Genomic DNA, 21,658 nt, shown 5'->3' with positions numbered 1-21,658 from the left:
CCTTCCCCTTCCCACCCCCCGCACCCCCCCCCCGGCGGCGGCCGCGCCCTTGCGGGGGGCGGCGGCCCTGTCATCTGCCGCCTCCGGCGAAGTGGGCGGCGGCAGGTTCGTCGCGCGATCCCGTGAACCCACGAGGCCCTCCCATGAACCCACGAGGCCCTCGCCCCTGCGACCCACGACACTTCGCTCCGGCGAACCCATCTGGCACCGTGACCAGCGGGCCCTGTGGCACCCGGCGGGCCCAGTGACACACCAGGCCTCCGACCCCGTCCCTGCAACCCGCACTGCCCCGGCCCCACCCCTGCGATCCGCAAGGCGGTGCGACACACCGGGCCCTCACACCCCTGACAGCCGGAGGCTCTGGGCTCCCTGCAAACGGGAGGTCTGGGCCTTCACTCCTGCGAACAGGGCGCCCCTTGCCGCGTGTCGGTCCTTTCCGTTCATGGTCATCGAACCTATGTTCGTGGAACCAGTTGACACCGAGCGTGATCGAAATTATGTTCGACCTAGTGACGGTGAGGCTCGCGGCTCAACGTCACCAGGACCTGGTCGCGGGCCGTTCGCTTCCCCAAGCGATACCCCGCGGCCAGGCCCACGGGCGAAGGGTGCGTCCTCGTCGTCGGCGGAGACGAGTGGGCGTGTCCTGGCCGGACGGGGAGAGGGGAAGCTCCTCGTCCGGCCTGCCCGGCGGAAATGTCGGTGGCGTCTGCGATTGTTGGCTCCACCGGCGGAGACGCCGGCCGCCGCCCACGACTCCAAGGAGGCGCGCAAGATGGCACCACGGCCTAGAGACACGCCCGGGCCCCGGCTGTCGCCTGCGGTTCGGGCACACCTGACCGACTCACGTTCCTGCCTGGCGGAGGCGACCGGCGCTCGCACCCCGGCATCCCGATATGTGGCCGCTCACCTGGCAGCTCTCCGAGCGGCGGCGGCGATCCTGGCCGCCCATCCCCGTCCCATGGAGGGGCGCCGACGCCGGCTGCGCAGCGCATGGGAGCTGCTGCCGGAGGCGGAGCCGCACCTGGCGGAGTGGGCCGCCTACTTCGCTCAGACCGCCGACAAGCGCGCCGCCGCGGAAGCCGGCATGGTGCGCCGGATCTCGGCGGCCGACGCCGACGAGATCCTGGCCGAGGCGGAGACGTTCGTCTCGACGGTCGAGGCCCTGCTGGGCGTCCCGTCCCAACCCCAACTCCCGGTGGACGTGCCACTGGCCGGCTGACCCCGGCTCCCGCCCCGCGCCCACTTGGCTCGCGGGCCGCTGGACAGGAGGCCGCCTCGGTCCCGCGTCCACAGCGGCGCGCCTCAGGTCACGGGCCCCCTGTGCCGGGACCGGCCTACTCGCGCGCTGCGAGATCGAGCACCGCTTGGTCGCGGGCGACCGCCGGATAGCAGGCGCCTGATCGCGCGCGTCGTTCGGTGGCGTGTGGCTAAGCAATGTGGCGCCCGGTCAAACCGTGCGGCGCTTGGATAAGCCGTGCGGCGTCTGGCTCATGCCGTGCGGCGCTTGTCGCGCCGCTTGCTAGCGGCCGCTTGGTTGCGCCCCGTCTGCTCACGTGCCGACTGCTCGCGTGCCGGCTTGCGTGCGTCCTGCTGGCTGCGTGCCGTCTGCTCACGTGCGGCCCGGCCGGGAGGGGCCTCAACGCCAAGGGGCCCGCCGGTGTGCGGCGGGCCCTCGGTTCGAGCGGGCGACCTCAAACTGACGACCTCAGGCCCGCCGGAAGGGCGGACCGAGGCCGGTGGTGCGGCCTGGGGACAGGCCTCAGAAGGACTCCACGGCCCGGCGGGCCTCGGCGTCGAGGACGCCCCAGCTGATGAGCTCCTCGGTCAGTTCGCTCGGCGACTTGTCGTAGATCACGGCCAGGGAGCGCAGGTCCTCCTGGCGGATCGACAGCACCTTGCCGTTGTAGTCGCCGCGCTGGCTCTGGATCGTCGCGGCGTAGCGGGCGAGGGCGCCCGCCTTCTCCTTCGGCAGTGTGGCCAGGCGCTCCAGGTCGATCACAAGCTTGGGTGTCGGCCCGAGCGGGCTGGGGGCGGCGCCGCCCGGCAGCAGCTCGGATACGGGCACCCCGTAGAAGTCGGCAAGCTCGGCAAGCTTCTGCACGGTCACCGCTCGGTCGCCGCGCTCATAAGAGCCCACGACTACGGCTTTCCACCTGCCACGCGACTTCTCTTCGACTCCATGCAGGGACAGCCCCTGCTGGGTGCGGATGGCGCGGAGTCGTGCACCCAGCGACTTTGCGTACTCAGACGGCATCGTGTGGCCCCCCGGCTCTCGTATGTATCGCTCTCAGTAGATTGTGCTCCCTTGCGGCGTATGCCCGGGCCACCGGGGGGTCTGGTGCCAGGCTCGGCACCATCGGTAGCCATGGCCCTGGGTTTACCCCAGAACGCCGCGCGGTGTGGTTACGCACAGTGACGGTAAAGGGGTGGACGCCTAAGGTCAAGCTGATTGGAAAAAAGATGCCGAATCCGGTCCGGTAGGGATCGCCACAAACGCCCCCCATGTCCCACTGGTAACCCTACTTCGTCATAGTTTGACGAGGGGCCGCGGCGAGTCAGGGCTGGCGGGTGAGAATCATGACAGGGCTGGTCGAGGCCCTTACGATCTTGATCGAGGTGTCCCCGAGGAAGACCCGCCGGAGTGGCCCGGTGTCGCTGGAAGCGCATATGATCATCTCGCCGGGCAGCCACGAGGTCGTTCCGAGCGCCTGGGCCACGTTGCGGCCCTCAAGCACCTCGACCTCCACGGGCGCGCGCCGGCGCTGACCCCGTGCCGCGGCACGCAGGTCGGCCGCAGCCTGGTCGCGCAGGCGTACGAGCATCTCCTCCTCGATCCGCGCGCGCCGGCCCGTGCTGATCACCAGCGTGACGAGCCGCAGCGGTACGTCGAGCGCCGCGGCCGTCCTGGCCGCGTCCTTGACCGCGGCGTCGCAGCCGGGCCCGCGGCGGTAGGCGACGGTGAGGCGGTCGAGCGCTGCCGGCGGCGCGTCGGCGTAGCCGCGCGGCGCGAGCAGGACGGGGACGGAGGAGGAGTGCAGGAGCTGGTCGGCCGTGCTGCCCACCGAGATGCGGCCCTTGCCGCCGCCCGGGGCCGAGCCGATCACCACGACGTCGGCGGCCCGCTTGCGCGCCAGCTCCACCAGCCCGCGCCCGCTGCCCCGGTGCGTGTGCGTCAGGTATTCGGCGTCGTCGCCGGCCAGCTCGCGGGCCTGCGCGAGCGTCGCCTCGGACTGCTCGCGCAGGTAGGCGCGCCACGCGCTCTCCTCGGCCCTGGCCGGGCCGGGCGTGGACGCGGCGGGCGGCTGGACGGTCGCCACCGTCAGGCGGGCGTGCGCCTGGTTCCTGAGCAGCAGGGCCAGCGCCAGCCCGTCCCTGCCCCGGCTCCCCTGGACGTATCCGGCCAGCACGTTGTCGAGCTTCATTCACCCCACCTCGGCATTCAGCCGCGAATGGCCATAGCCGTACAGGAAGTAGCAGATCAGACCAACGAGCATCCACAGCCCGAACGCCAGCCAGGTCACCCCGGCCAGTCCCGCCATGACCACCACGCACATGATCGCGCCGAGCACCGGCGTGGCCGGGAACAGCGGCGTGCGGAAGCTGCGCGGCAGTTCGGGGCTGCGGTAGCGCAGGACGAGCACGCCGACGTTGACGATGGCGAAGGCGAACAGCGTGCCGATGCTGGTCGCCTCGGCGAGCTGCCCGAGCGGCACCAGCCCGGCCAGCACGGAGATGAACGCGGCCACGATGAGGGTGTTGGCGATGGGCACCTGGCGGCGGGGGTTGACCTTCTGGAAGACGCGGGGGATGAGCCCGTCGCGGGACATCGCGAACAGGATGCGGGTCTGCCCGTAGATGACCGTGAGCACGACGCTGGCGATCGCGATGACCGCGCCGAACGAGACGATCAGGCCGGGCCAGGTGGCGCCCATGGCCAGGTCGGCGATGTACGACAGGCTGGCCTCGGTGCGGCCCGGGTCGAACTCGGTCCACGGCATGGCCCCGACCGCGGCCAGGGCCACCAGCACGTAGACGGCCGTCACGATGGCCAGGGACAGCATGATCGCCAGCGGCAGGTCGCGCTTGGGGTTCTTGGCCTCCTCACCGGCCGTGGAGGCGGCGTCGAAGCCGATGTAGGAGAAGAAGACCTGCGAGGCCGCGGCCGTGATGCCGGCCACCCCCATGGGGGCGAAGGGCGCGAGGTTGCCCGACCGGAAGGCGGTGAACGTCACCACGCAGAAGAACAGCAGCACCGCGATCTTGATGAGCACGAAGAACGCGTTCGCGGTGGCGCTCTCGGAGGCGCCGTACAGCAGCAGCCACGTGGCCAGCGCCACGATGACGATCGCGGTGACGTTGACTACGCCGCCGTCCTGGCCGGGGGAGCGGGTGATCGCCTCGGGCAGCGTGAAGCCGAACAGGGAGCGCAGGAACGAGTTGAGGTATTCGCCCCAGCCCACGGCCACCGCCGCCACGGACACGGCGTATTCCAGCATGAGGCACCAGCCGCAGATCCAGGCCACGAGCTCGCCCAGCGTCGCGTACGCGTAGGAGTAGGACGACCCGGACACCGGGATCGTCCCGGCCAGCTCGGCGTACGACAGCGCCGAGAACAGCGCCGTGATCGCGGCCAGCACGAACGCCAGCACCACGGCCGGCCCCGCCTTGGGCACCGCCTGCCCGAGGATGACGAAGATCCCCGTGCCCAGCGTCGCGCCGACGCTGAACAGCGTGAGCTGCCACAGCGACATCGTGCGCCGCAGCTCGCCGCCCTCGCCGTGCCCGCCCTCGGCCACGATGCGCTCGGTCGGCTTGGTACGCAGGAGCCGAGTGGCCATGGTCATCCGGCACCCCCTAAAGCGTGCTCGTCAGCGGCCACCTGCCGTTGGGCGTGACGATCGTTCCCGCTGAGCCGCCGAGTATGCGCTCGGCCTCGTCCAGCTTCCCGATGGCCGCCATGTCGCCGGTCGTCTCCACGAACCGGCAGGCCGCCTCCACCTTCGGCCCCATCGAGCCCGCCGGGAAGTCGAGGGCGCGCAGCTCGTGCGGCGTGGTGTGACCGATCTCGCTCTGCTGCGGCGTGCCGAAGTCCCGCATGACGCGCGGCACGTCGGTCAGGCTCAGGAACGCGTCGCACTCCAGGGCCTCGGCCAGCATCGAGGTGGTGAGGTCCTTGTCGATCACGGCCTCCACGCCGGTGAGCCGGCCGCGCTCGTCGCGTACGACGGGGATGCCGCCGCCGCCCGCGCACACCACGATCACGCCCTCGCCCATCATCCGGCGGATCAGCCGGGTCTCGACCACGCGCTGCGGCGCGGGGGAGGGGACCACACGCCGCCAGTGGCGGCCGTCCTGCCCGACCGTCCAGCCGCGCTCGGCGGCCAGCTTCTCGGCCTCCTCCTGCTCGTAGACCTGGCCGACGAACTTGGCCGGGTGCTCGAAGGCCGGGTCGACCGCCGACACCAGCGTCTGCGTGACCATGGCCAGCACCTGCCTGCCGGGCAGCGCGTTCTGCAGGGCCTGCTGCATCCAGTAGCCGATCAGGCCCTGCGTCTGCGCGCCGAGCGCGTCGAACGGGTACGGCCTGGTCAGGTTGGGGTCGGCCGCGCTCTCCATGGCCAGCATGCCGACCTGGGGGCCGTTGCCGTGGGTGATGACCAGCTCGTGCTCGCCCGCGAGCCGGGCGAGCGTCTTGACGGCCGTGCGCACGTTGGCGAGCTGGACGTCCGCGTCCGGCCGCTGTTCCCGCCTGAGCACCGCGTTGCCGCCCAGTGCCACGATGACCCGCATTCAGTCCCCCAAGGTCGCGACCATGATGGCCTTGATCGTGTGCAGCCGGTTCTCGGCCTGGTCGAAGACGATCGAGCGCGGCGACTCGAAGACGCTCTCGGTCACCTCCAGCGCGTCCAGCCCGGTCTTGTCGTAGATGTCGCGCCCGACCGCCGTCTCCCGGTCGTGGAAGGCGGGCAGGCAGTGCATGAAGCGCACCGACGGGTTGCCGGTGGCCCTCACCACGGCGTCGTTCACCTGGTACGGCAGCAGCAGCTTGATCCGCTCGTCCCACACCTCGGCGGGCTCGCCCATCGACACCCACACGTCGGTGTAGAGGAAGTCGACCCCGCGCACGCCCCTGTTCAGGTCGTCGGTGACGGTGATCCGGGCGCCGGTGGCCGCGGCCAGCTCCTCGGCCGGCCCGACCACCCGGGCGGGGTCCGGCCACAGCGCCCTGGGGGCGACGAGCCGTACGTCCATGCCGAACATGGCCCCCGTCACCAGCAGCGAGTGGCCCATGTTGTTGCGCGCGTCGCCGAGATAGGCGTAGGACACCTCGCGCAGCGGCCGGTCGCTGTGCTCGCGCATGGTCAGCATGTCGGCCAGCATCTGCGTGGGGTGCCACTCGTCGGTCAGGCCGTTCCACACCGGCACGCCCGACAGCGCGGCCAGCTCCTCGACGTGGGCCTGTCTGCTGCCGCGGTACTCGATGCCGTCGAACATCCGGCCCAGGACCCGCGCGGTGTCGCCGACCGACTCCTTGTGCCCGATCTGCGAGCCGAGCGGGTCGAGGTACGTCGTGTGCGCGCCCTGGTCGTGGGCGGCCACCTCGAAGGCGCAGCGGGTGCGCGTGGAGGTCTTCTCGAAGATCAGCGCGATGTTCCTGCCCCGGAGCCGCTGCCGCTCGGTCCCGGCGTACTTGGCGGCTTTCAGCTCGGCCGACAGCCGCAGCAGGAAGCCGAGCTCCCCCGGTGTGAAGTCGAGCTCCTTGAGGAAGCTGCGGTTGCGCAGGTTGAAAGCCATCATGGAAAAGCGGTCCCCCTAGACGGCGTCACGCTCGAGCGGGCAGCTCATGCACCGCGGCCCGCCGCGCCCGCGGCCGAGCTCGCTGCCCCTGATCGTGATCACCTCGATGCCGTTGTCGCGCAGGTGGTTGTTGGTGGTGGCGTTGCGCTCGTAGGCCACGACCACGCCGGGCTCCAGCGCCAGCCCGTTGCAGCCGTCGTCCCACTGCTCCCGCTCGGCGGCGTACACGTCCTGGGTGGGTGTCAGGACCGTGATGTCCGGCAGGTCGAGGGCGTGCGCGATGGCCTTGTGCATGTCCTGCGGCGGGTGGTCGGTGACCTCGAGCTCCTTGGAGGTCGCGCCGGGCTCGATGGTGTACGCCGGCAGCATGCCCAGGCCCGCGTACTTGGTGAACACCCCGACGTCCAGCATCGTCATCACCGTGTCGAGATGCATGAACGCCCGCGCCTTCGGCATGTCGAGCGCCACGATCCGCCGCGCGGAGCCGGCCCTGAACAGCCGCTGCGCGAGCATCTCGACCGCCTGCGGCTGGGTGCGCTCGCTCATCCCGACGAGCACCGCGCCCCGGCCGATGACCAGCACGTCGCCGCCCTCCATGGTCGCCGGGGCCACGGACTGACCGGGCATCCAGCAGTGGTAGCCGCCCTGCCCCGGCCGGTTGAAGCCGCCGGCGAACGTCGGGTGATACATGTAGACGGCCTCCATGTTGACCGTCTCCCGCATGCGGGCCTTCTTCTTCATCGCGTTGATCGACACGCCGTCGTAGATCCAGCACGAAGTGTCGCGCGTGAACAGGTGGTTGGGCAGCGGCGGCAGGATGAAGTCGTCGTCGGCCGTGGCGTGGAAGGTCACCGCCTTGGGGTCGCAGCCCAGCGCGATCAGCTCCCGCTTGGTGATGCCGCCGGTCAGGTAGACCTGCAGGGTCGCGGAGTCCATCCCGTCGAGCGTGTTGCGGATGTCGTCGAGGGCGACCGGGCCGAGCCAGCGCTCGTCGATGACCGCGTCGAGGATGTGCTTGCGGGCCTCGGGGATCTCGATCGTCTCCCTGAGCAGGTCGGCCAGCAGGTGGACGCGGATGCCCCGGGCGGTGAGCACCTGCTGGAACTCCTCGTGCTCCTCGATCGCGCGCTGGACCCACAGCACGTCGTCGAACAGGAACGCGTCCTTGCTGGTCGGGGTCAGCCGTTTCAGCGCCAGGTCGGGCTTGTGCAGCAGCACCTGCCGCAGGCGCCCGACCTCGGAATCGACATGGAAAGTCATCTCTGCTGTATCCCCCTCCAGGGAGCGGAAGTCACGCGCCCCGACCGCCCCCGCGCGCCGGTGACGTGCCCCGGCCGCGGGGCGCTGACACGGCGGCGGCCCGGGAAATTACCTGATCGAGGACGTCGGCTGAATCCGCTACCGGACCGTTGCTCCGCGTACGGGCGTCACCGGGGGCTCCCACGTTGTAGCTGGTAGCCCCTGGTACTGTGTGTCCCGACCAACACCCTTTTAAGACCCGTCCCGTGAGGCGGGAAAGGTGGTGAGATTCGCCATGTCCGATTCCAGGGCCGTCCTAGAGGGCCCGGACATCCATCGGGCGCTGACCCGGATCGCGCACGAGATCCTCGAGCGCACCAAAGGCGCCGATGACGTCGTCCTCCTCGGCATCCCGACCCGCGGCGCGACGCTGGCCCGCCGGCTCGGCGACCGCATCGAGCAGTTCGAAGGCGTCAAGATCCCCGTCGGCTCGATCGACATCACGATGTACCGCGACGACCTGCGGCGCGGGCCGGTCCGCCCGCTCGGCCGCACGGAGCTGCCGTCCGACGGCATCGACGGCAGGGTCGTGGTGCTCGTCGACGACGTCCTGTACTCCGGCCGCACCGTGCGGGCCGCGCTCGACGCGCTCAACGACCTGGGCCGCCCCACCGCCGTACAACTCGCCACGCTGGTCGACCGCGGTCACCGCGAGCTGCCCATCCGCGCCGACTACGTCGGCAAGAACCTGCCGACCGCCAAGAGCGAGAAGGTCAAGGTCTACCTGCAGGAGATCGACGGCCGCGACGCCGTGCTGCTCATGAAGGGGGGCGCCAAGTGAACCGGCACCTGATCTCCGCCGGAGACCTGACCAAGGACGACGCGCTGCTCATCCTCGACACCGCCGAGGAGCTGGCGAGGGTCTCGGAACGTTCCATCAAGAAGCTGCCCACGCTGCGCGGGCGCACGGTGGTCAACCTGTTCTTCGAGGACTCCACCCGGACGCGGATCTCGTTCGAGGCGGCGGCCAAGCGGCTGTCCGCCGACGTGATCAACTTCTCCGCCAAGGGGTCGAGCGTGTCCAAGGGCGAGTCGCTCAAGGACACCGCGCTCACCCTGGAGGCCATGGGCGCCGACGCGGTCGTCATCCGCCACAGCTCCTCGGGCGCGCCGCACCGCCTGGCCAACTGGGTGCACGGCAGCGTCGTCAACGCCGGCGACGGCACCCACGAGCACCCCACGCAGGCGCTGCTCGACGCCTTCTCCATGCGCCGCCGCCTGGGCGGCCTGGAGGGGCGCCGGGTCACCATCGTCGGCGACGTGCTGCACAGCCGGGTCGCCCGCTCCAACGTGCTGTTGCTGCACACGCTGGGGGCGGAGGTCACGCTCGTCGCGCCGCCCACGCTGCTGCCCGTCTCCGTCGGGAGCTGGCCGTGCGAGGTGTCGTACGACCTCGACGCCGTGCTGCCCAAGTCCGACGTGGTGATGATGCTGCGGGTGCAGAAAGAGCGGATGAACGCCGCGTACTTCCCGAGCGAGCGCGAATACTCCCGCCGGTACGGCCTCGACCGCGACCGGTTCGCCAAGATGCCCGACGACGCGATCGTCATGCACCCCGGGCCGATGAACCGGGGCATGGAGATCGCCGCCGAGGTGGCCGACTCGGCCCGGTCCACGATCGTCGAACAGGTCGCCAACGGGGTGACCATCCGCATGGCCGTCCTGTATCTGCTCCTCGGGGGAGAGATCGCATGATCATTAAAAATGTCAGGATTCTTGGCGGGGAGCCGGCCGACATCCGGATCGCCGACGGGGTGATCGCGGAGATCGGCCCGGCACTCGACGGGCCCGAGGCCGTCGACGGCGCGGGCGCGATCGCGCTGCCCGGCCTCGTCGACCTGCACACCCACCTGCGCGAGCCCGGCCGCGAGGACGCCGAGACCGTGCAGACCGGCACCCAGTCGGCCGCCCGCGGCGGCTACACCGCCGTGCACGCCATGGCCAACACCTCGCCCGTCGCCGACACGGCCGGCGTGGTCGAGCAGGTGTGGCGGCTCGGGCGCGAGTTCGCGCACTGCGACGTCCACCCGGTCGGCGCGGTCACCGTCGGGCTCGAGGGCAGGCAGCTCGCCGAGCTGGGCGCGATGGCCGACTCGGCCGCCCGCGTGCGCGTCTTCTCCGACGACGGCAAGTGCGTGGACGACGCGGTCCTCATGCGCCGCGCCCTGGAATACGTCAAGGCGTTCGACGGCGTCATCGCCCAGCACGCCCAGGAGCCCAGGCTCACCTCCGGCGCCCAGATGAACGAGGGCGTGGTCTCCGGCAGGCTCGGCCTCACCGGCTGGCCGGCCGTCGCGGAGGAGGCGATCATCGCCCGCGACTGCCTCCTGGCCGCCCACGTCGGCTCCCGGCTGCACGTCTGCCACGTCTCCACGGCCGGCTCGGTCGAGATCATCCGCTGGGCCAAGTCCAAGGGCTGGAACATCACCGCCGAGGTCACCCCGCACCACCTGCTGCTCACCGACGACCTCGTCGAGGAGTCGCCGGTCGGCGCGTACAACCCGATCTACAAGGTCAACCCGCCGCTGCGCACCCGCGCCGACGTCGAGGCTCTGCGCGCCGCGCTGGCCGACGGCACGATCGACATCGTGGCCACCGACCACGCGCCGCACCCGGTCGAGGACAAGGAGACCGAGTGGTCGGCCGCGGCCATGGGCATGGTCGGCCTGGAGACGGCGCTCAGCGTGGTCCAGGAGGCCATGGTCGAGACGGGCCTGCTCGACTGGGCCGGCATCGCCCAGCGCATGTCCGTCGTGCCCGCCCGCATCGGCCGCCTCGGCGGCCACGGCCGGCCGCTGGAGGCGGGGGCTCCAGCCAACATCACGCTCTACGACCCGTCCGTACGCACCAAGGTGGACCCCGCCGCCTTCGCGTCGAAGAGCAGGAACACCCCATACGAGGGGATGACGCTGCCTGGCCGGGTAGTGGCCACGTTCCTGCGCGGCAGGCCGACCGTTCTCGAAGGGAAGCTGGTTTGAACACAGCGGTGCTCGTCCTGGAAGACGGCCGCGTCTTCCACGGGACCCCATACGGCGCCGAAGGTGAGACGTTCGGCGAGATGGTCTTCAACACCGGCATGACCGGCTACCAGGAGACCCTGACGGACCCCTCCTACCACCGGCAGATCGTCGCCATGACGGCGCCGCACATCGGCAACACCGGCGTCAACGACGAGGACCCCGAGTCGCGGCGCGTCTGGGTGGCCGGATACGTCGTGCGCGAGCCCTCCAGGGTGGTCTCGAACTGGCGGGCCAACCGCTCGCTCGGCGACTACCTCAAGGAGCAGGGGGTCGTCGGCATCGCCATCCCCGGCACCCGCGCGCTCACCCGCCACCTGCGCGAGCGCGGCGCGATGCGGGCCGGCATCTTCAGCGCCCCGGCCGAGCCCGTCGAGGAGCTGGTCGAGCGCGTGCGCCACGCGCCCCGCATGGAGGGCGCCGCCCTCGCGCCGGAGGTCAGCACGGCCGAGCCGTACGTCGTCCCCGCCGTCGGCGCCAAGCGCTTCACGGTCGCGGCCGTGGACCTGGGCATCAAGGGCATGACGCCGCACCGCATGGCCGAGCGCGGCTGCGAGGTGCACGTGCTGCCCGCCGACGCCACGTTCGAGCAGATCATGGCGGTCGAGCCGGACGGGGTGTTCCTGTCCAACGGGCCCGGCGACCCGGCCACCGTGGACGTCTCCGCCCTCCGGAAGGTCCTGGAGGCCAGGGTCCCGTTCTTCGGGATCTGCTTCGGCAACCAGATCTTCGGGCGGGCCCTGGGGCTGTCCACGTACAAGCTGCGTTACGGGCACCGGGGGGTCAACCAGCCGGTCCAGGACGTGCGCACCGGGAAGGTGGAGATCTCGGCGCACAACCACGGGTTCGCCGTGGAGGCGCCGCTCGACGGGCCGTTCGAGACCCCGTACGGGCCGGCCGAGGTCAGCCACGTCAACCTCAACGACCGCTGCGTGGAGGGCCTGCGCCTGCTCGACGGGCGGGCCTTCAGCGTCCAGTACCACCCCGAGGCCGCCGCGGGCCCCCACGACGCCGCCTACCTTTTCGACGAGTTTTGCGAGGTCATGAGCCGTGCCCAAGCGTGATGACATCAGGTCCGTCCTGGTGATCGGCTCGGGGCCGATCGTGATCGGACAGGCGTGCGAGTTCGACTACTCGGGCACCCAGGCGTGCCGCGTGCTGCGGGCCGAGGGCTTCCGGGTGATCCTGGTCAACAGCAACCCGGCGACGATCATGACGGACCCGGAGTTCGCCGACGCCACCTACGTCGAGCCGATCACCCCCGAGTTCGTCGAGAAGATCATCGCCAAGGAGCGCCCCGACGCGCTGCTGCCGACGCTGGGCGGCCAGACCGCGCTCAACACCGCGGTCGCGCTGCACGAGTCGGGCGTGCTGGACAAATACGAGGTCGAGCTCATCGGCGCCGACTTCGACGCCATCCAGGCCGGCGAGAACCGCGAGCGGTTCAAGGAGATCGTCGCCAAGGTCGCCCGCGAGCGCGGCCTCAACGCCGAGTCGGCCAGGTCGCTCATCTGCCACACGATGGAGGAGTGCCTGGCCGCCGCGGGCGAGCTGGGCTACCCCGTGGTCGTGCGGCCCTCGTTCACCATGGGCGGGGCCGGCTCCGGCTTCGCCTACGACGAGGAGGACCTGCGGCGCATCGCCGGCGCCGGGCTCGACGCCTCCCCGACCACCGAGGTGCTCCTGGAGGAGTCCATCCTCGGCTGGAAGGAGTACGAGCTGGAGGTCATGCGCGACAAGGCCGACAACGTCGTCATCGTCTGCTCCATCGAGAACATCGACCCGATGGGCGTCCACACCGGCGACAGCGTCACCGTCGCGCCCGCGCTGACCCTGACCGACCGCGAATACCAGAACATGCGCGACGTCGCCATCGCGGTCATCCGCGAGGTCGGCGTCGACACCGGCGGCTGCAACATCCAGTTCGCGGTGGACCCGAGCACCGGGCGCATGATCGTCATCGAGATGAACCCGCGCGTGTCCAGGTCCTCCGCGCTGGCGTCCAAGGCCACCGGCTTCCCGATCGCGAAGATCGCGGCCAAGCTGGCCATCGGCTACACGCTCGACGAGATCCCCAACGACATCACCAAGGAGACCCCGGCCTCCTTCGAGCCGACGCTCGACTACATCGTGGTGAAGGTGCCGCGCTTCGCGTTCGAGAAGTTCCGGGGCGCCGACCAGACGCTCACCACGCACATGAAGTCGGTGGGCGAGGCCATGGCCATCGGCCGCTCCTTCCCCGAGGCGCTGCAGAAGGCCTTGAGGTCGATGGAGAAGAAGGACTCGTCCTTCACCTGGGCGGGCGACGTCCGGCCCAAGGACGAGCTGCTGGAGGCCTGCCGCACGCCGCACGACGGCCGGCTGCGCACGATGCAGCAGGCCATCAGGGCCGGCGCCACGCCCGAGGAGCTGTTCGCGGCCACGAACGTGGACCCGTGGTTCATCGACCAGCTCTTCCTGCTGCACGAGGAGGCCGGCGCGGTCGCCGAGGCGGCCGAGCTGACCGCCGAGGTGCTCGAGCGGGCCAAGCACCTCGGGTTCAGCGACGTGCAGATCGGCGAGATCCGCGGCATCGACGAGGCCAGGGTGCGCGACCTGCGGCACGCGCTCGGGCTGCGCCCGGTCTACAACACCGTCGACACCTGCGCCGCCGAGTTCGCCGCCAAGACGCCCTACCTCTACTCGACGTACGACGAGGAGAACGAGGTCCCCACCGGGGAGCGGCAGAAGGTCATCATCCTCGGCTCCGGGCCCAACCGCATCGGCCAGGGCATCGAGTTCGACTACGCGTGCGTGCACGCCTCGTTCGAGCTGTCCAGGGCCGGGTTCGAGACCGTCATGGTCAACTGCAACCCCGAGACCGTCTCGACCGACTACGACACCTCCGACCGGCTCTACTTCGAGCCGCTCACGCTGGAGGACGTCCTGGAGGTCGTCCACGCCGAGCAGCAGACCGGCCCGGTGGCGGGCGTGATCGTGCAGCTCGGCGGGCAGACGCCGCTCGGGCTGGCGCAGGCGCTCAAGGACGCCGGCGTGCCCGTGGTCGGCACCTCGCCCGAGTCCATCCACCTGGCCGAGGAGCGCGGCGCGTTCGGGCGGGTGCTGGCCGAGGCGGGCCTGCCCGCGCCCAAGCACGGCACGGCGCTGACCGTGTCCGAGGCGCTGGAGATCGCCGAGGAGATCGGCTACCCCGTCCTCGTACGCCCCTCGTACGTGCTCGGCGGGGCCGGCATGGCCATCGTGTACGACGACGAGACGCTCACCACGTACATGGCGGCCCAGGAGGGCGGCCACCCGGTGCTGGTGGACAAGTTCCTCGACGAGGCCATCGAGATCGACGTGGACGCCCTCTACGACGGCGAGGAGCTGTACCTGGGCGGCGTCATGGAGCACATCGAGGAGGCCGGGATCCACTCCGGCGACTCGGCGTGCGCCCTGCCTCCCATCACGCTCGGCAGCCACGACATCAAGCGCATCCGCGCCGCCACGGAGGCCATCGCCGCCGGGGTGGGCGTGCGCGGGCTGCTGAACGTCCAGTACGCCATGTCCGCCGGCGTCCTGTACGTCCTGGAGGCCAACCCGCGCGCCAGCCGTACCGTGCCGTTCGTGTCCAAGGCCACGGCGGTGCCGCTGGCCAAGGCGGCGGCCAGGGTGATGCTCGGCGCGTCGATCGCCTCGCTGCGCGAGGAGGGCATGCTGCCCGCCACCGGCGACGGCGGGACGCTGCCTCTCGACGCGTCCATCGCGGTCAAGGAGGCGGTGCTGCCGTTCAACCGGTTCCGCGGCGTGGACACCGTCCTGGGGCCCGAGATGCGCTCCACGGGCGAGGTCATGGGCATCGACGAGTTCTTCGGGATCGCCTTCGCCAAGTCCCAGGCGGGCGCCTACGGCGAATTGCCGACCAAGGGACGCGCGTTCGTATCCGTGGCCAACAGGGACAAGCGTGCGATGATCTTTCCTGTGAAGGCGCTGGCGGATCTCGGATTCGAGATCCTGGCCACCGAGGGGACCGCCGAGGTGCTGCGCCGCAACGGCGTCCATGCCAAGATCGTGCGAAAGCACAGCGAGGGAACGGGTCCCGGAGGTGAGCCCACGAGCGTGCAGGCCATTCTCGACGGCGAGGTCGACCTGATCGTCAACACGCCCTTCGGCAGCCCCGGGCAGTCGGGGCCGCGGCTCGACGGCTACGACATCCGCACGGCCGCCGTGCTGCGCGGCATCCCGTGCATCACCACGGTTGCCGGGCTCGCCGCGGCGGCCGCGGGCATCCAGGCGATCGTACGCGGCGACGTCGGCGTGCGGTCCCTCCAGGAGCACGCACAGGCACTCCGGGGCTGACCCCGCACGGGAGGTGAAGACGACTGGCCGGCACACCGGTGCAGGTGACGGGCACGGTGCTCACGACGCGCCGGGTCGACGCCTATCATGCGCTGACGGTGGTGGCGCCCGGCATCGCCGAGCGTTACCGCCCCGGTCACTTCGTCTCCGTGGCGGTCGGCGGGGCGCAAACGTCGATGGTGACGCGCCGCGCGCTGTCCATCCACGACGTGAAGTCCGACTACGGCGGCACGGTGGAGCTCGTCTTCACCGTGCGCGGGCCGGGCACCGCGTGGCTGGCCGACCGGCGCGCCCGTGACACGCTCGACCTGGTCGGGCCGCTCGGGCGGCCCTTCCCGCTGCCGCGCGACCCCGTCAACTGCGTGCTGGTCGGCTCCGATTACGGCTCCGCCGTGCTCTTCCCGCTGGCCGACGCGCTGCTGGCGCGCGGCTGCCGGGTCGACTTCGTGCTCGGCGGCACCGGGGCGGAGCGGGTGTTCGGGGCGATGCGGGCCCGCAGGATGGCCCAGACGACCACGCTGACCACCGAGGACGGCTCGCTCGGGCTGCGTGGCAAGGTCACCGACGCGCTGCCCTCGGTGATCGCCGACACGCGGGCCGACGCCGTCTACGCGTGCGCGCCCATGGAGACGCTGCGGGCGGTGACGGCGGTGGCGATGGAGTTCGACATCCCGGTGCAGGTGGCGGTCGAGGAGTCGATGGCCTGCGGGATAGGCGTGTGCATGACGTGCGTGCTGCCCGTGATCGGGGACGACGGGGCGACCAGGATGGTCAGGGCGTGTGCGGAGGGGCCGGTGTTCCGGGGGGAGCGGGTGCGCTTCGAGGACGTGGGAACGATCCCGTTCGACGCGCTCGGCGCCCCCGGGGGCGGTGCACGACATGTCAGTTGATATGCGTACGTTCCTGGCGCACGTGGAACTGGCCAACCCCATCACCACCGCCGCCGGCTGCGCCGCCTCGGGCCGGGAGCTGGCCCAGTTCTTCGACCTGCACCGGCTCGGCGCGCTGACCACCCGCTCGATCACCATGGCGCCGCGCGCCGGCCGGCCCACGCCGCGCATGGCGGAGACGCCCTCCGGCATGCTCAACGCCGTCGGGCTGCAGGGGCCGGGCATCGAGGCGTTCCTGGAGCGCGAGCTGCCGTGGCTGGCCCAGCGGGGCATCAAGACCATCGTCTCGATCGGCGGGGGCACCGTCGCCGAGTATTCGGAGCTGGCCCGCAGGCTCGCCGACGCGCCCGGGGTGACCGCGCTGGAGGTCAACCTCTCCTGCCCGAACATGGAGGACCGGGGCCGCGTCTTCGCCCGCGAGGGCAGCGCGGCGGCCGAGGTGATCGCCTCCGTACGCTCCATCATGCGCTACGACGTGCCGGTCGTCGCCAAGCTCGCGCCCGACGTGGCCGACATCGTCTCCGTCGCGCGGGCCTGCGTGGACGCCGGGGCCGACGCGCTGTCCATGATCAACAATCCGCTCGGCATGGCCATCGACACCGAGGCGCTGCGGCCCTCGCTCGCCGCCGTCACCGGCGGGCTGTCGGGGCCGGCCATCCTGCCGCTGGCCGTACGGTGCGTCTGGCAGGTCCACGCGGCGCTGCCCGGGGTGCCCCTGATCGGCATCGGCGGCGTGATGACCGGCCGGGACGCCTTCCAGCTCGTCCTGGCGGGCGCCTGCGCGGTCGGAGTGGGCACGGCGCTGTTCCACGACCCCTACGCCTGCCTGCGCATCGAACGCGAGCTCGAGGACCTCCTGAGGGCCCGTGGCTTCCAGCGGCTGGCCGACGCCGTCGGCCTCGCGCACCGCCCGCCGGGGAGCGCCCCCCGGCACCTGTTGGTCGATACCGAGGAGAGCACGCCTTGACTCCCGAATCCCAGGAGAGCCCGTCTTGACCCCCGCGCCCATTGCCGTCGCTCTCGACGCCCCGGACCTGGAGACCGCCGCCCGGTGGGCCGCCCTGGTCACGCCCCATGTCAGCACGGTCAAGGTCGGCCTGGAGCTCTACCTGCGCTACGGCCCCGACGTGATCGCCTCCGTGCGGGGGGCCAGCGGCGTGCGCGTGTTCCTCGACCTCAAGCTGCACGACATCCCCAACACCGTCGCCGGCGCTGCGCGCGCGGTGTCGCGGCTGCGGCCCTCGATCCTCACCGTGCACGCGGCCGGCGGGGGAGCCATGATCAGGGCCGCCGTGGAGGCCGCGCCGCACACCCAGATCGCCGCCGTGACCGTCCTGACCTCCCTGACGGAGGCCGACCTGGACCGCATCGGGCTCGCCGGGCCCGCCGAGGACGCCGTACGCCGCCTGGCGGCGCTGTCGGTGGAGGCGGGCGCCACGGCGCTCGTGTGCTCGCCCAACGAGGTGTCCGCCGTGCGGGCCGAGGTGGGAGAGGGGATCACCCTCATCACGCCCGGTGTGCGGCCCACCGGAGCCGCCACGCAGGACCAGGTGCGCGTGGCCACGCCGGAGCAGGCGCTGGCCGACGGGGCGGACCTGCTGGTCATCGGGCGGCCCATCACGGGCTCGCCGGACCCGGGGGCGACCGCCGCCGCCATCGCCGCCTCACTCCGCCGCGCCTCGTAACGCCCTCGGGAACCCCGGCCGCCGCCGGTCCGCGCCCGCCGGACCGCCGTGCCCGCCCGGACCCGGCCGTGGCCGTACGTCACCGCCGCCGCATGAACCCCTCCAGCCGTCCCGCGCACCGGACGGCCATCCCGGTGACAGGGCAGGCTCTCGGGAGGGGACGCGCGGGACACGCCCGGAAGACCCCCGCTCACAAGATCGTAATGCATCCGTGCGGGAGGTCGCGCACCATCGCCGCATCGGGTTTCGGCCCTGGTGCGAGGCGGGTTTCGGACATCGGCCGATGACGGGAATGCGATCATCGTTGCGTTTCGCGACATCGGCGCGAGCCGACGCGCGAAGACGGATGTGAGGGCGATTTGATCAGCGGAATGTGATTTTACGAATACGCAGAGTGATGAAGTGGATTTTGTCGCGAGAGAAACCGCTCTTGACGTTGCTTAGGGGGCGATGACCAGCTAGTTTCCCTTCCCGTCCGAGTACATCGACAGAAATTCGAGGTGACCCGGCGTGGCTCTTCCTCCCCTGACCCCTGAGCAGCGCGCCGCAGCCCTGGAGAAGGCTGCCAAGGCCCGTAAAGAGCGTGCCGAGGTCAAGAACCGGCTCAAGCATGGCGCGGTTTCTCTGGCTGAGGTGCTCAAGGATGGGCAGACCGACGACGTCATCGGCAAGATGAAGGTGTCGGCTTTGTTGGAATCGCTCCCTGGCGTGGGCAAGGTCCGCGCCAAGCAGCTCATGGAGCGGCTTGCCATTGCCGAGTCCCGCCGCGTGCGGGGTCTCGGTGCGAACCAGAGGGCCTCCCTCGAGCGCGAGTTCGGTGGCAACGAGAGCTAATCTCTGTTCCACACGAAATCGCAGGTTCAACGGGGGGTAGGAAGTGACCGACAGGTCCTGGTCCGGCGAAGTCAGTGCCCACGAGGCGGTCGGATCGGTAGCGGAGGTCGGCTTCCTGCCCTTGAGTGAAAGGCGGCTGACGGTCCTTTCAGGGCCGTCGGGCGTCGGTAAGTCCACGGTCGTCGCCGAGCTCCGGCGGGCACACCCAGAGGTGTGGCTGTCGGTCTCGGTGACAACCAGGAGGCCCCGGCCCGGTGAGGTCAACGGGGTCCACTACTTCTTCGTCGACGGCGAGGAGTTCGACCGCCTCGTGGAGGCGGGCGAGCTGCTCGAGTGGGCGGAGTTCGCGGGCAACCGCTACGGCACGCCGCGCGAGCCGGTGCTGAAGAAGCTCGCCGACGGCGTGCCGACCCTGCTCGAGATCGACCTCGAGGGAGCCAGGCAAGTACGCCGGAGCATGCCGGAGGCGCTGCTGATCTTCCTGGCCCCGCCCACGTGGGAGGAACTGGAGAAGCGGCTGCGCGGGCGCGGCACCGAGCCGGAGGAGGTCATCGCGCGCCGGCTGGAGGCCGGGCGGATCGAGATGGCCGCCGAAGGCGAGTTCGACCTCACCCTGGTGAACACGAGCGTCCAAGACGTGTGCCATCGGCTGATAGCCTTGATGACTGACCCTCAGGGGGTCACGACAACCACCAACCGAGAGGTCTGACAATCGTGGCAGGCACCACCCCGGCCGCGGAGGGCATCACCAACCCGCCGATCGACGCGCTGCTCGACATCGTCGACAGCAAATACTCCCTGGTGATCATGGGTGCCAAGCGCGCCCGCCAGATCAACGCCTACTACTCCCAGCTCGGCGAGGGCCTGCTGGAATACGTCGGGCCACTGGTCGAGACGCATGCTCAGGAGAAGCCACTGTCCATCGCGCTGCGCGAGGTCTCCGAGGGCCTGCTCAACGCCGAGCCCATCGAAGGCGCGGTCTGACCCCTTCGATGAAGGTCGTCCTGGGCGTCAGCGGCGGCATCGCCGCGTACAAGGCGTGTGAGCTGTTGCGCCTTCTCACCGAGTCCGGCCACGAGGTGCGGGTCGTCCCGACCCGCGAGGCCCTGAAGTTCGTGGGCGCGCCCACCTGGGCCGCCCTGTCGGGCAACCCCGTGTCGGCGGAGGTGTGGGACGACGTTCACGAGGTGCCCCACGTACGGATCGGCAAGAGCGCCGACCTCGTCGTGGTGGCACCGGCGACCGCCGACGTGCTCGCCAGGGCGGCGCACGGGATGGCGGGCGACCTGCTCACCAACACGCTGCTGACGGCCACGTGCCCGGTCGTGTTCGCGCCCGCGATGCACACCGAGATGTGGCAGCACCCCGCCACCCGCGCCAACGTCGCGACGCTGCGCGACCGGGGAGCCGTCGTGATCGACCCGGCGGTGGGCCGGCTCACCGGCGCCGACACCGGCCCCGGGCGGCTGCCCGACCCCGCCGAGATCTTCCAGGTCTGCCTGCGCGTGTCGCGCGGCCGGCCCCGCGACCTGGCCGGGCGCAAGGTCGTGGTCTCCGCCGGGGGCACCCGTGAGGCCATCGACCCCGTCCGCTACATCGGCAACCGCTCCTCCGGGCTGCAGGGCTACGCCCTGGCCCGCACGGCCGCCGCCCGCGGCGCCGAGGTGACGGTGGTCGCAGCCAACGTCACCCTCCCCGACCCCGCCGGTTCCGCGGTAGTGCGGGTGGAGTCCACGGCCGAGCTGCGCGAGGCCGTGCTGGCCGCCTCGGCCGACGCCGACGTGGTGGTCATGGCCGCGGCCGTGGCCGACTTCCGGCCCGCGACGCGCCACGACGCCAAGATCAAGAAAACGGACGGCGAGCCCGAGGCCATCCGGCTGACCAAGAACCCCGACATCCTCGCCGAGCTGGGCGAGCGCCGCCGTGCCGGATCGGCCGGCGCCGGCGGCGCGACGCGGACCCAGGTGATCGTCGGGTTCGCCGCCGAGACGCACGACGTGCTCGCCAACGGGCAGGCCAAGCTCGCGCGCAAGGGCTGCGACCTGCTGGTCGTCAACCAGGTGGGGGAGGGGCTGGCGTTCGGCACCCCCGGCAACGCGGCCACCGTGCTGGTGGCGGGCGGCGAGCCGGTGGAGGTGCCGTTCGGGCCCAAGGAGGACCTGGCCGACGCGGTGTGGGATCTGGTGGCCGCCCGCCTCCGCTGATTCACCCGAAACGGTCACGTAGGGGACGCGCTACCCGTATCGCGTACAAAGCGTGCAGAGCCAATTACTCGATCACCTGTTGCAACACCCCCGGACGCCTGCGGATACTTGGGGCAAAGGGGGATGGAATGCCGGTGGGTTCTGCTGTCAGGGATCGTTGTAGAACATTGCTCGGCGACCAAGGGGAGATCCAGTACGTCTTCCCCGCGTTCTCCGCGGGGCCGGCCGGTGCGGGGAACTTCCTGATCGTCGTCACCGACTCGGCCATTTCCGTGCTGGCCACCAGGACGCTCAGGATCGATCGGCCGGTGTCGGTGTTCGCCGAGTTCCCGCGCGACACCAGGCTCGGCCCCATCCTGACTGGACACGTACTCGAGCTCGGCTCGATGGTGTTCGAGTTCGATGAGGAGTACGCCGCGGTGGTGTCGGCCGCCGACGCGGAGATCTTCGCGCCGGAGACGCTGCCACCCGACCCCCTGCCCGATCTGTGATGGGAGCCAGATGGTGGACGGTTTCGCGACCGGGCACCGGGTAGGGCTAGACTTCGGCGAGGCCCAGGCATGCCCATCTGCCCCGGGCCTTACATACGTCAG

20 protein-coding genes are annotated in these 21,658 nt (G+C 70.9%); 14 read left to right on the top strand and 6 right to left on the bottom strand.

From position 1 onward, the window contains the following. Window positions 1-442: 442 nt before the first annotated feature. Window positions 443-1,219, top strand: a complete 777-nt coding sequence (locus tag AB0J69_RS53185) for an SAV_6107 family HEPN domain-containing protein (protein WP_364134989.1) — start codon at window positions 443-445, stop codon at window positions 1,217-1,219. Window positions 1,220-1,759: 540 nt separating this feature from the next. On the opposite strand, the gene AB0J69_RS53180 is transcribed toward AB0J69_RS53185, so the two are convergent. The 6 genes from AB0J69_RS53180 to AB0J69_RS53155 form a co-directional block, all read right to left on the bottom strand. Next, complete coding sequence (locus AB0J69_RS53180; RefSeq protein WP_026214021.1) at window positions 1,760-2,254, bottom strand: transcriptional regulator; 495 nt, start codon at window positions 2,252-2,254, stop codon at window positions 1,760-1,762. A gap of 301 nt (window positions 2,255-2,555) precedes the next feature. Continuing rightward, window positions 2,556-3,422: a universal stress protein gene (locus AB0J69_RS53175; protein WP_364134986.1), complete on the bottom strand. Its 867-nt coding sequence runs from the start codon at window positions 3,420-3,422 to the stop codon at window positions 2,556-2,558. Further along, window positions 3,423-4,844 (bottom strand): amino acid permease, encoded by a 1,422-nt coding sequence (locus AB0J69_RS53170; protein ID WP_364134983.1) that lies wholly within the window; start codon window positions 4,842-4,844, stop codon window positions 3,423-3,425. Between the two features lie 10 nt (window positions 4,845-4,854). After that, window positions 4,855-5,790 (bottom strand): carbamate kinase, encoded by a 936-nt coding sequence (gene arcC, locus AB0J69_RS53165; RefSeq protein ID WP_364134980.1) that lies wholly within the window; start codon window positions 5,788-5,790, stop codon window positions 4,855-4,857. Continuing rightward, window positions 5,791-6,795, bottom strand: a complete 1,005-nt coding sequence (argF, locus tag AB0J69_RS53160) for an ornithine carbamoyltransferase (protein ID WP_364134997.1) — start codon at window positions 6,793-6,795, stop codon at window positions 5,791-5,793. Between the two features lie 18 nt (window positions 6,796-6,813). Continuing rightward, window positions 6,814-8,058, bottom strand: coding sequence for an arginine deiminase (locus AB0J69_RS53155; RefSeq protein ID WP_364134977.1), 1,245 nt, complete (start codon window positions 8,056-8,058; stop codon window positions 6,814-6,816). 274 nt (window positions 8,059-8,332) lie between these two features. On the opposite strand from AB0J69_RS53155, the gene pyrR reads away from it, so the two are divergent. From pyrR to AB0J69_RS53090, 13 genes are all read left to right on the top strand, one after another. Next, entirely contained in the window at window positions 8,333-8,878 is a 546-nt protein-coding gene (pyrR, locus tag AB0J69_RS53150) for a bifunctional pyr operon transcriptional regulator/uracil phosphoribosyltransferase PyrR (RefSeq protein ID WP_364134974.1), read from the top strand. Further along, window positions 8,875-9,792, top strand: coding sequence for an aspartate carbamoyltransferase catalytic subunit (locus tag AB0J69_RS53145; RefSeq protein ID WP_364134971.1), 918 nt, complete (start codon window positions 8,875-8,877; stop codon window positions 9,790-9,792). Before pyrR ends, AB0J69_RS53145 begins: the two co-directional genes overlap by 4 nt. Then, entirely contained in the window at window positions 9,789-11,075 is a 1,287-nt protein-coding gene (locus tag AB0J69_RS53140; RefSeq protein ID WP_364134968.1) for a dihydroorotase, read from the top strand. Before AB0J69_RS53145 ends, AB0J69_RS53140 begins: the two co-directional genes overlap by 4 nt. Beyond that, window positions 11,072-12,178, top strand: coding sequence for a glutamine-hydrolyzing carbamoyl-phosphate synthase small subunit (gene carA, locus AB0J69_RS53135; protein ID WP_364134966.1), 1,107 nt, complete (start codon window positions 11,072-11,074; stop codon window positions 12,176-12,178). Before AB0J69_RS53140 ends, carA begins: the two co-directional genes overlap by 4 nt. Then, a complete protein-coding gene (gene carB / locus AB0J69_RS53130; protein WP_364134963.1) occupies window positions 12,165-15,452 on the top strand; it encodes a carbamoyl-phosphate synthase large subunit in 3,288 nt (1,095 codons plus the stop codon). The genes carA and carB overlap by 14 nt, the downstream gene beginning before the upstream one ends. 38 nt (window positions 15,453-15,490) lie before the next feature. Then, window positions 15,491-16,342, top strand: coding sequence for a dihydroorotate dehydrogenase electron transfer subunit (locus AB0J69_RS53125; protein ID WP_364134960.1), 852 nt, complete (start codon window positions 15,491-15,493; stop codon window positions 16,340-16,342). After that, window positions 16,332-17,309 (top strand): dihydroorotate dehydrogenase, encoded by a 978-nt coding sequence (locus AB0J69_RS53120; protein WP_364134958.1) that lies wholly within the window; start codon window positions 16,332-16,334, stop codon window positions 17,307-17,309. Before AB0J69_RS53125 ends, AB0J69_RS53120 begins: the two co-directional genes overlap by 11 nt. Window positions 17,310-17,334: 25 nt before the next feature. Next, entirely contained in the window at window positions 17,335-18,027 is a 693-nt protein-coding gene (gene pyrF, locus AB0J69_RS53115) for an orotidine-5'-phosphate decarboxylase (protein ID WP_364134955.1), read from the top strand. 510 nt (window positions 18,028-18,537) lie between these two features. Next, complete coding sequence (gene mihF / locus AB0J69_RS53110) at window positions 18,538-18,861, top strand: integration host factor, actinobacterial type (RefSeq protein WP_020541698.1); 324 nt, start codon at window positions 18,538-18,540, stop codon at window positions 18,859-18,861. Window positions 18,862-18,976: 115 nt separating this feature from the next. Then, window positions 18,977-19,570 carry a guanylate kinase gene (gene gmk / locus AB0J69_RS53105; protein ID WP_364134994.1) on the top strand — a complete coding sequence of 198 codons (594 nt, stop codon included), beginning with the start codon at window positions 18,977-18,979 and terminating at the stop codon, window positions 19,568-19,570. A 5-nt stretch (window positions 19,571-19,575) separates the two neighbouring features. After that, window positions 19,576-19,845, top strand: coding sequence for a DNA-directed RNA polymerase subunit omega (gene rpoZ / locus AB0J69_RS53100; protein ID WP_043638590.1), 270 nt, complete (start codon window positions 19,576-19,578; stop codon window positions 19,843-19,845). Window positions 19,846-19,853: 8 nt separating this feature from the next. Further along, on the top strand, window positions 19,854-21,065 hold the full coding sequence (gene coaBC, locus AB0J69_RS53095; RefSeq protein WP_364134952.1) for a bifunctional phosphopantothenoylcysteine decarboxylase/phosphopantothenate--cysteine ligase CoaBC: 1,212 nt from the start codon (window positions 19,854-19,856) through the stop codon (window positions 21,063-21,065). A gap of 167 nt (window positions 21,066-21,232) precedes the next feature. Beyond that, window positions 21,233-21,556: a hypothetical protein gene (locus AB0J69_RS53090; RefSeq protein WP_364134949.1), complete on the top strand. Its 324-nt coding sequence runs from the start codon at window positions 21,233-21,235 to the stop codon at window positions 21,554-21,556. The last annotated feature ends 102 nt before the right edge of the window (window positions 21,557-21,658 follow it).

This window comes from Nonomuraea sp. NPDC049709 (assembly GCF_040674815.1).
Classification (GTDB): Bacteria; Actinomycetota; Actinomycetes; order Streptosporangiales; family Streptosporangiaceae; genus Nonomuraea.
The sequence above is the reverse complement of the archived record's forward strand: the minus strand, read 5'-3'. Positions and strand labels throughout refer to the sequence as shown.

What these genes read in the sequence shown, in the direction of transcription:
- AB0J69_RS53185 (WP_364134989.1), top strand. Translation starts at nt 443, where the DNA reads ATGGTCATCGAACCTATGTTCGTGGAACCAGTTGACACCGAGCGTGAT.
- AB0J69_RS53180 (WP_026214021.1), bottom strand. Translation starts at nt 2,254, where the DNA reads ATGCCGTCTGAGTACGCAAAGTCGCTGGGTGCACGACTCCGCGCCATC.
- AB0J69_RS53175 (WP_364134986.1), bottom strand. Translation starts at nt 3,422, where the DNA reads ATGAAGCTCGACAACGTGCTGGCCGGATACGTCCAGGGGAGCCGGGGC.
- AB0J69_RS53170 (WP_364134983.1), bottom strand. Translation starts at nt 4,844, where the DNA reads ATGACCATGGCCACTCGGCTCCTGCGTACCAAGCCGACCGAGCGCATC.
- arcC (WP_364134980.1), bottom strand. Translation starts at nt 5,790, where the DNA reads ATGCGGGTCATCGTGGCACTGGGCGGCAACGCGGTGCTCAGGCGGGAA.
- argF (WP_364134997.1), bottom strand. Translation starts at nt 6,795, where the DNA reads ATGGCTTTCAACCTGCGCAACCGCAGCTTCCTCAAGGAGCTCGACTTC.
- AB0J69_RS53155 (WP_364134977.1), bottom strand. Translation starts at nt 8,058, where the DNA reads ATGACTTTCCATGTCGATTCCGAGGTCGGGCGCCTGCGGCAGGTGCTG.
- pyrR (WP_364134974.1), top strand. Translation starts at nt 8,333, where the DNA reads ATGTCCGATTCCAGGGCCGTCCTAGAGGGCCCGGACATCCATCGGGCG.
- AB0J69_RS53140 (WP_364134968.1), top strand. Translation starts at nt 9,789, where the DNA reads ATGATCATTAAAAATGTCAGGATTCTTGGCGGGGAGCCGGCCGACATC.
- AB0J69_RS53120 (WP_364134958.1), top strand. Translation starts at nt 16,332, where the DNA reads ATGTCAGTTGATATGCGTACGTTCCTGGCGCACGTGGAACTGGCCAAC.
- coaBC (WP_364134952.1), top strand. Translation starts at nt 19,854, where the DNA reads ATGAAGGTCGTCCTGGGCGTCAGCGGCGGCATCGCCGCGTACAAGGCG.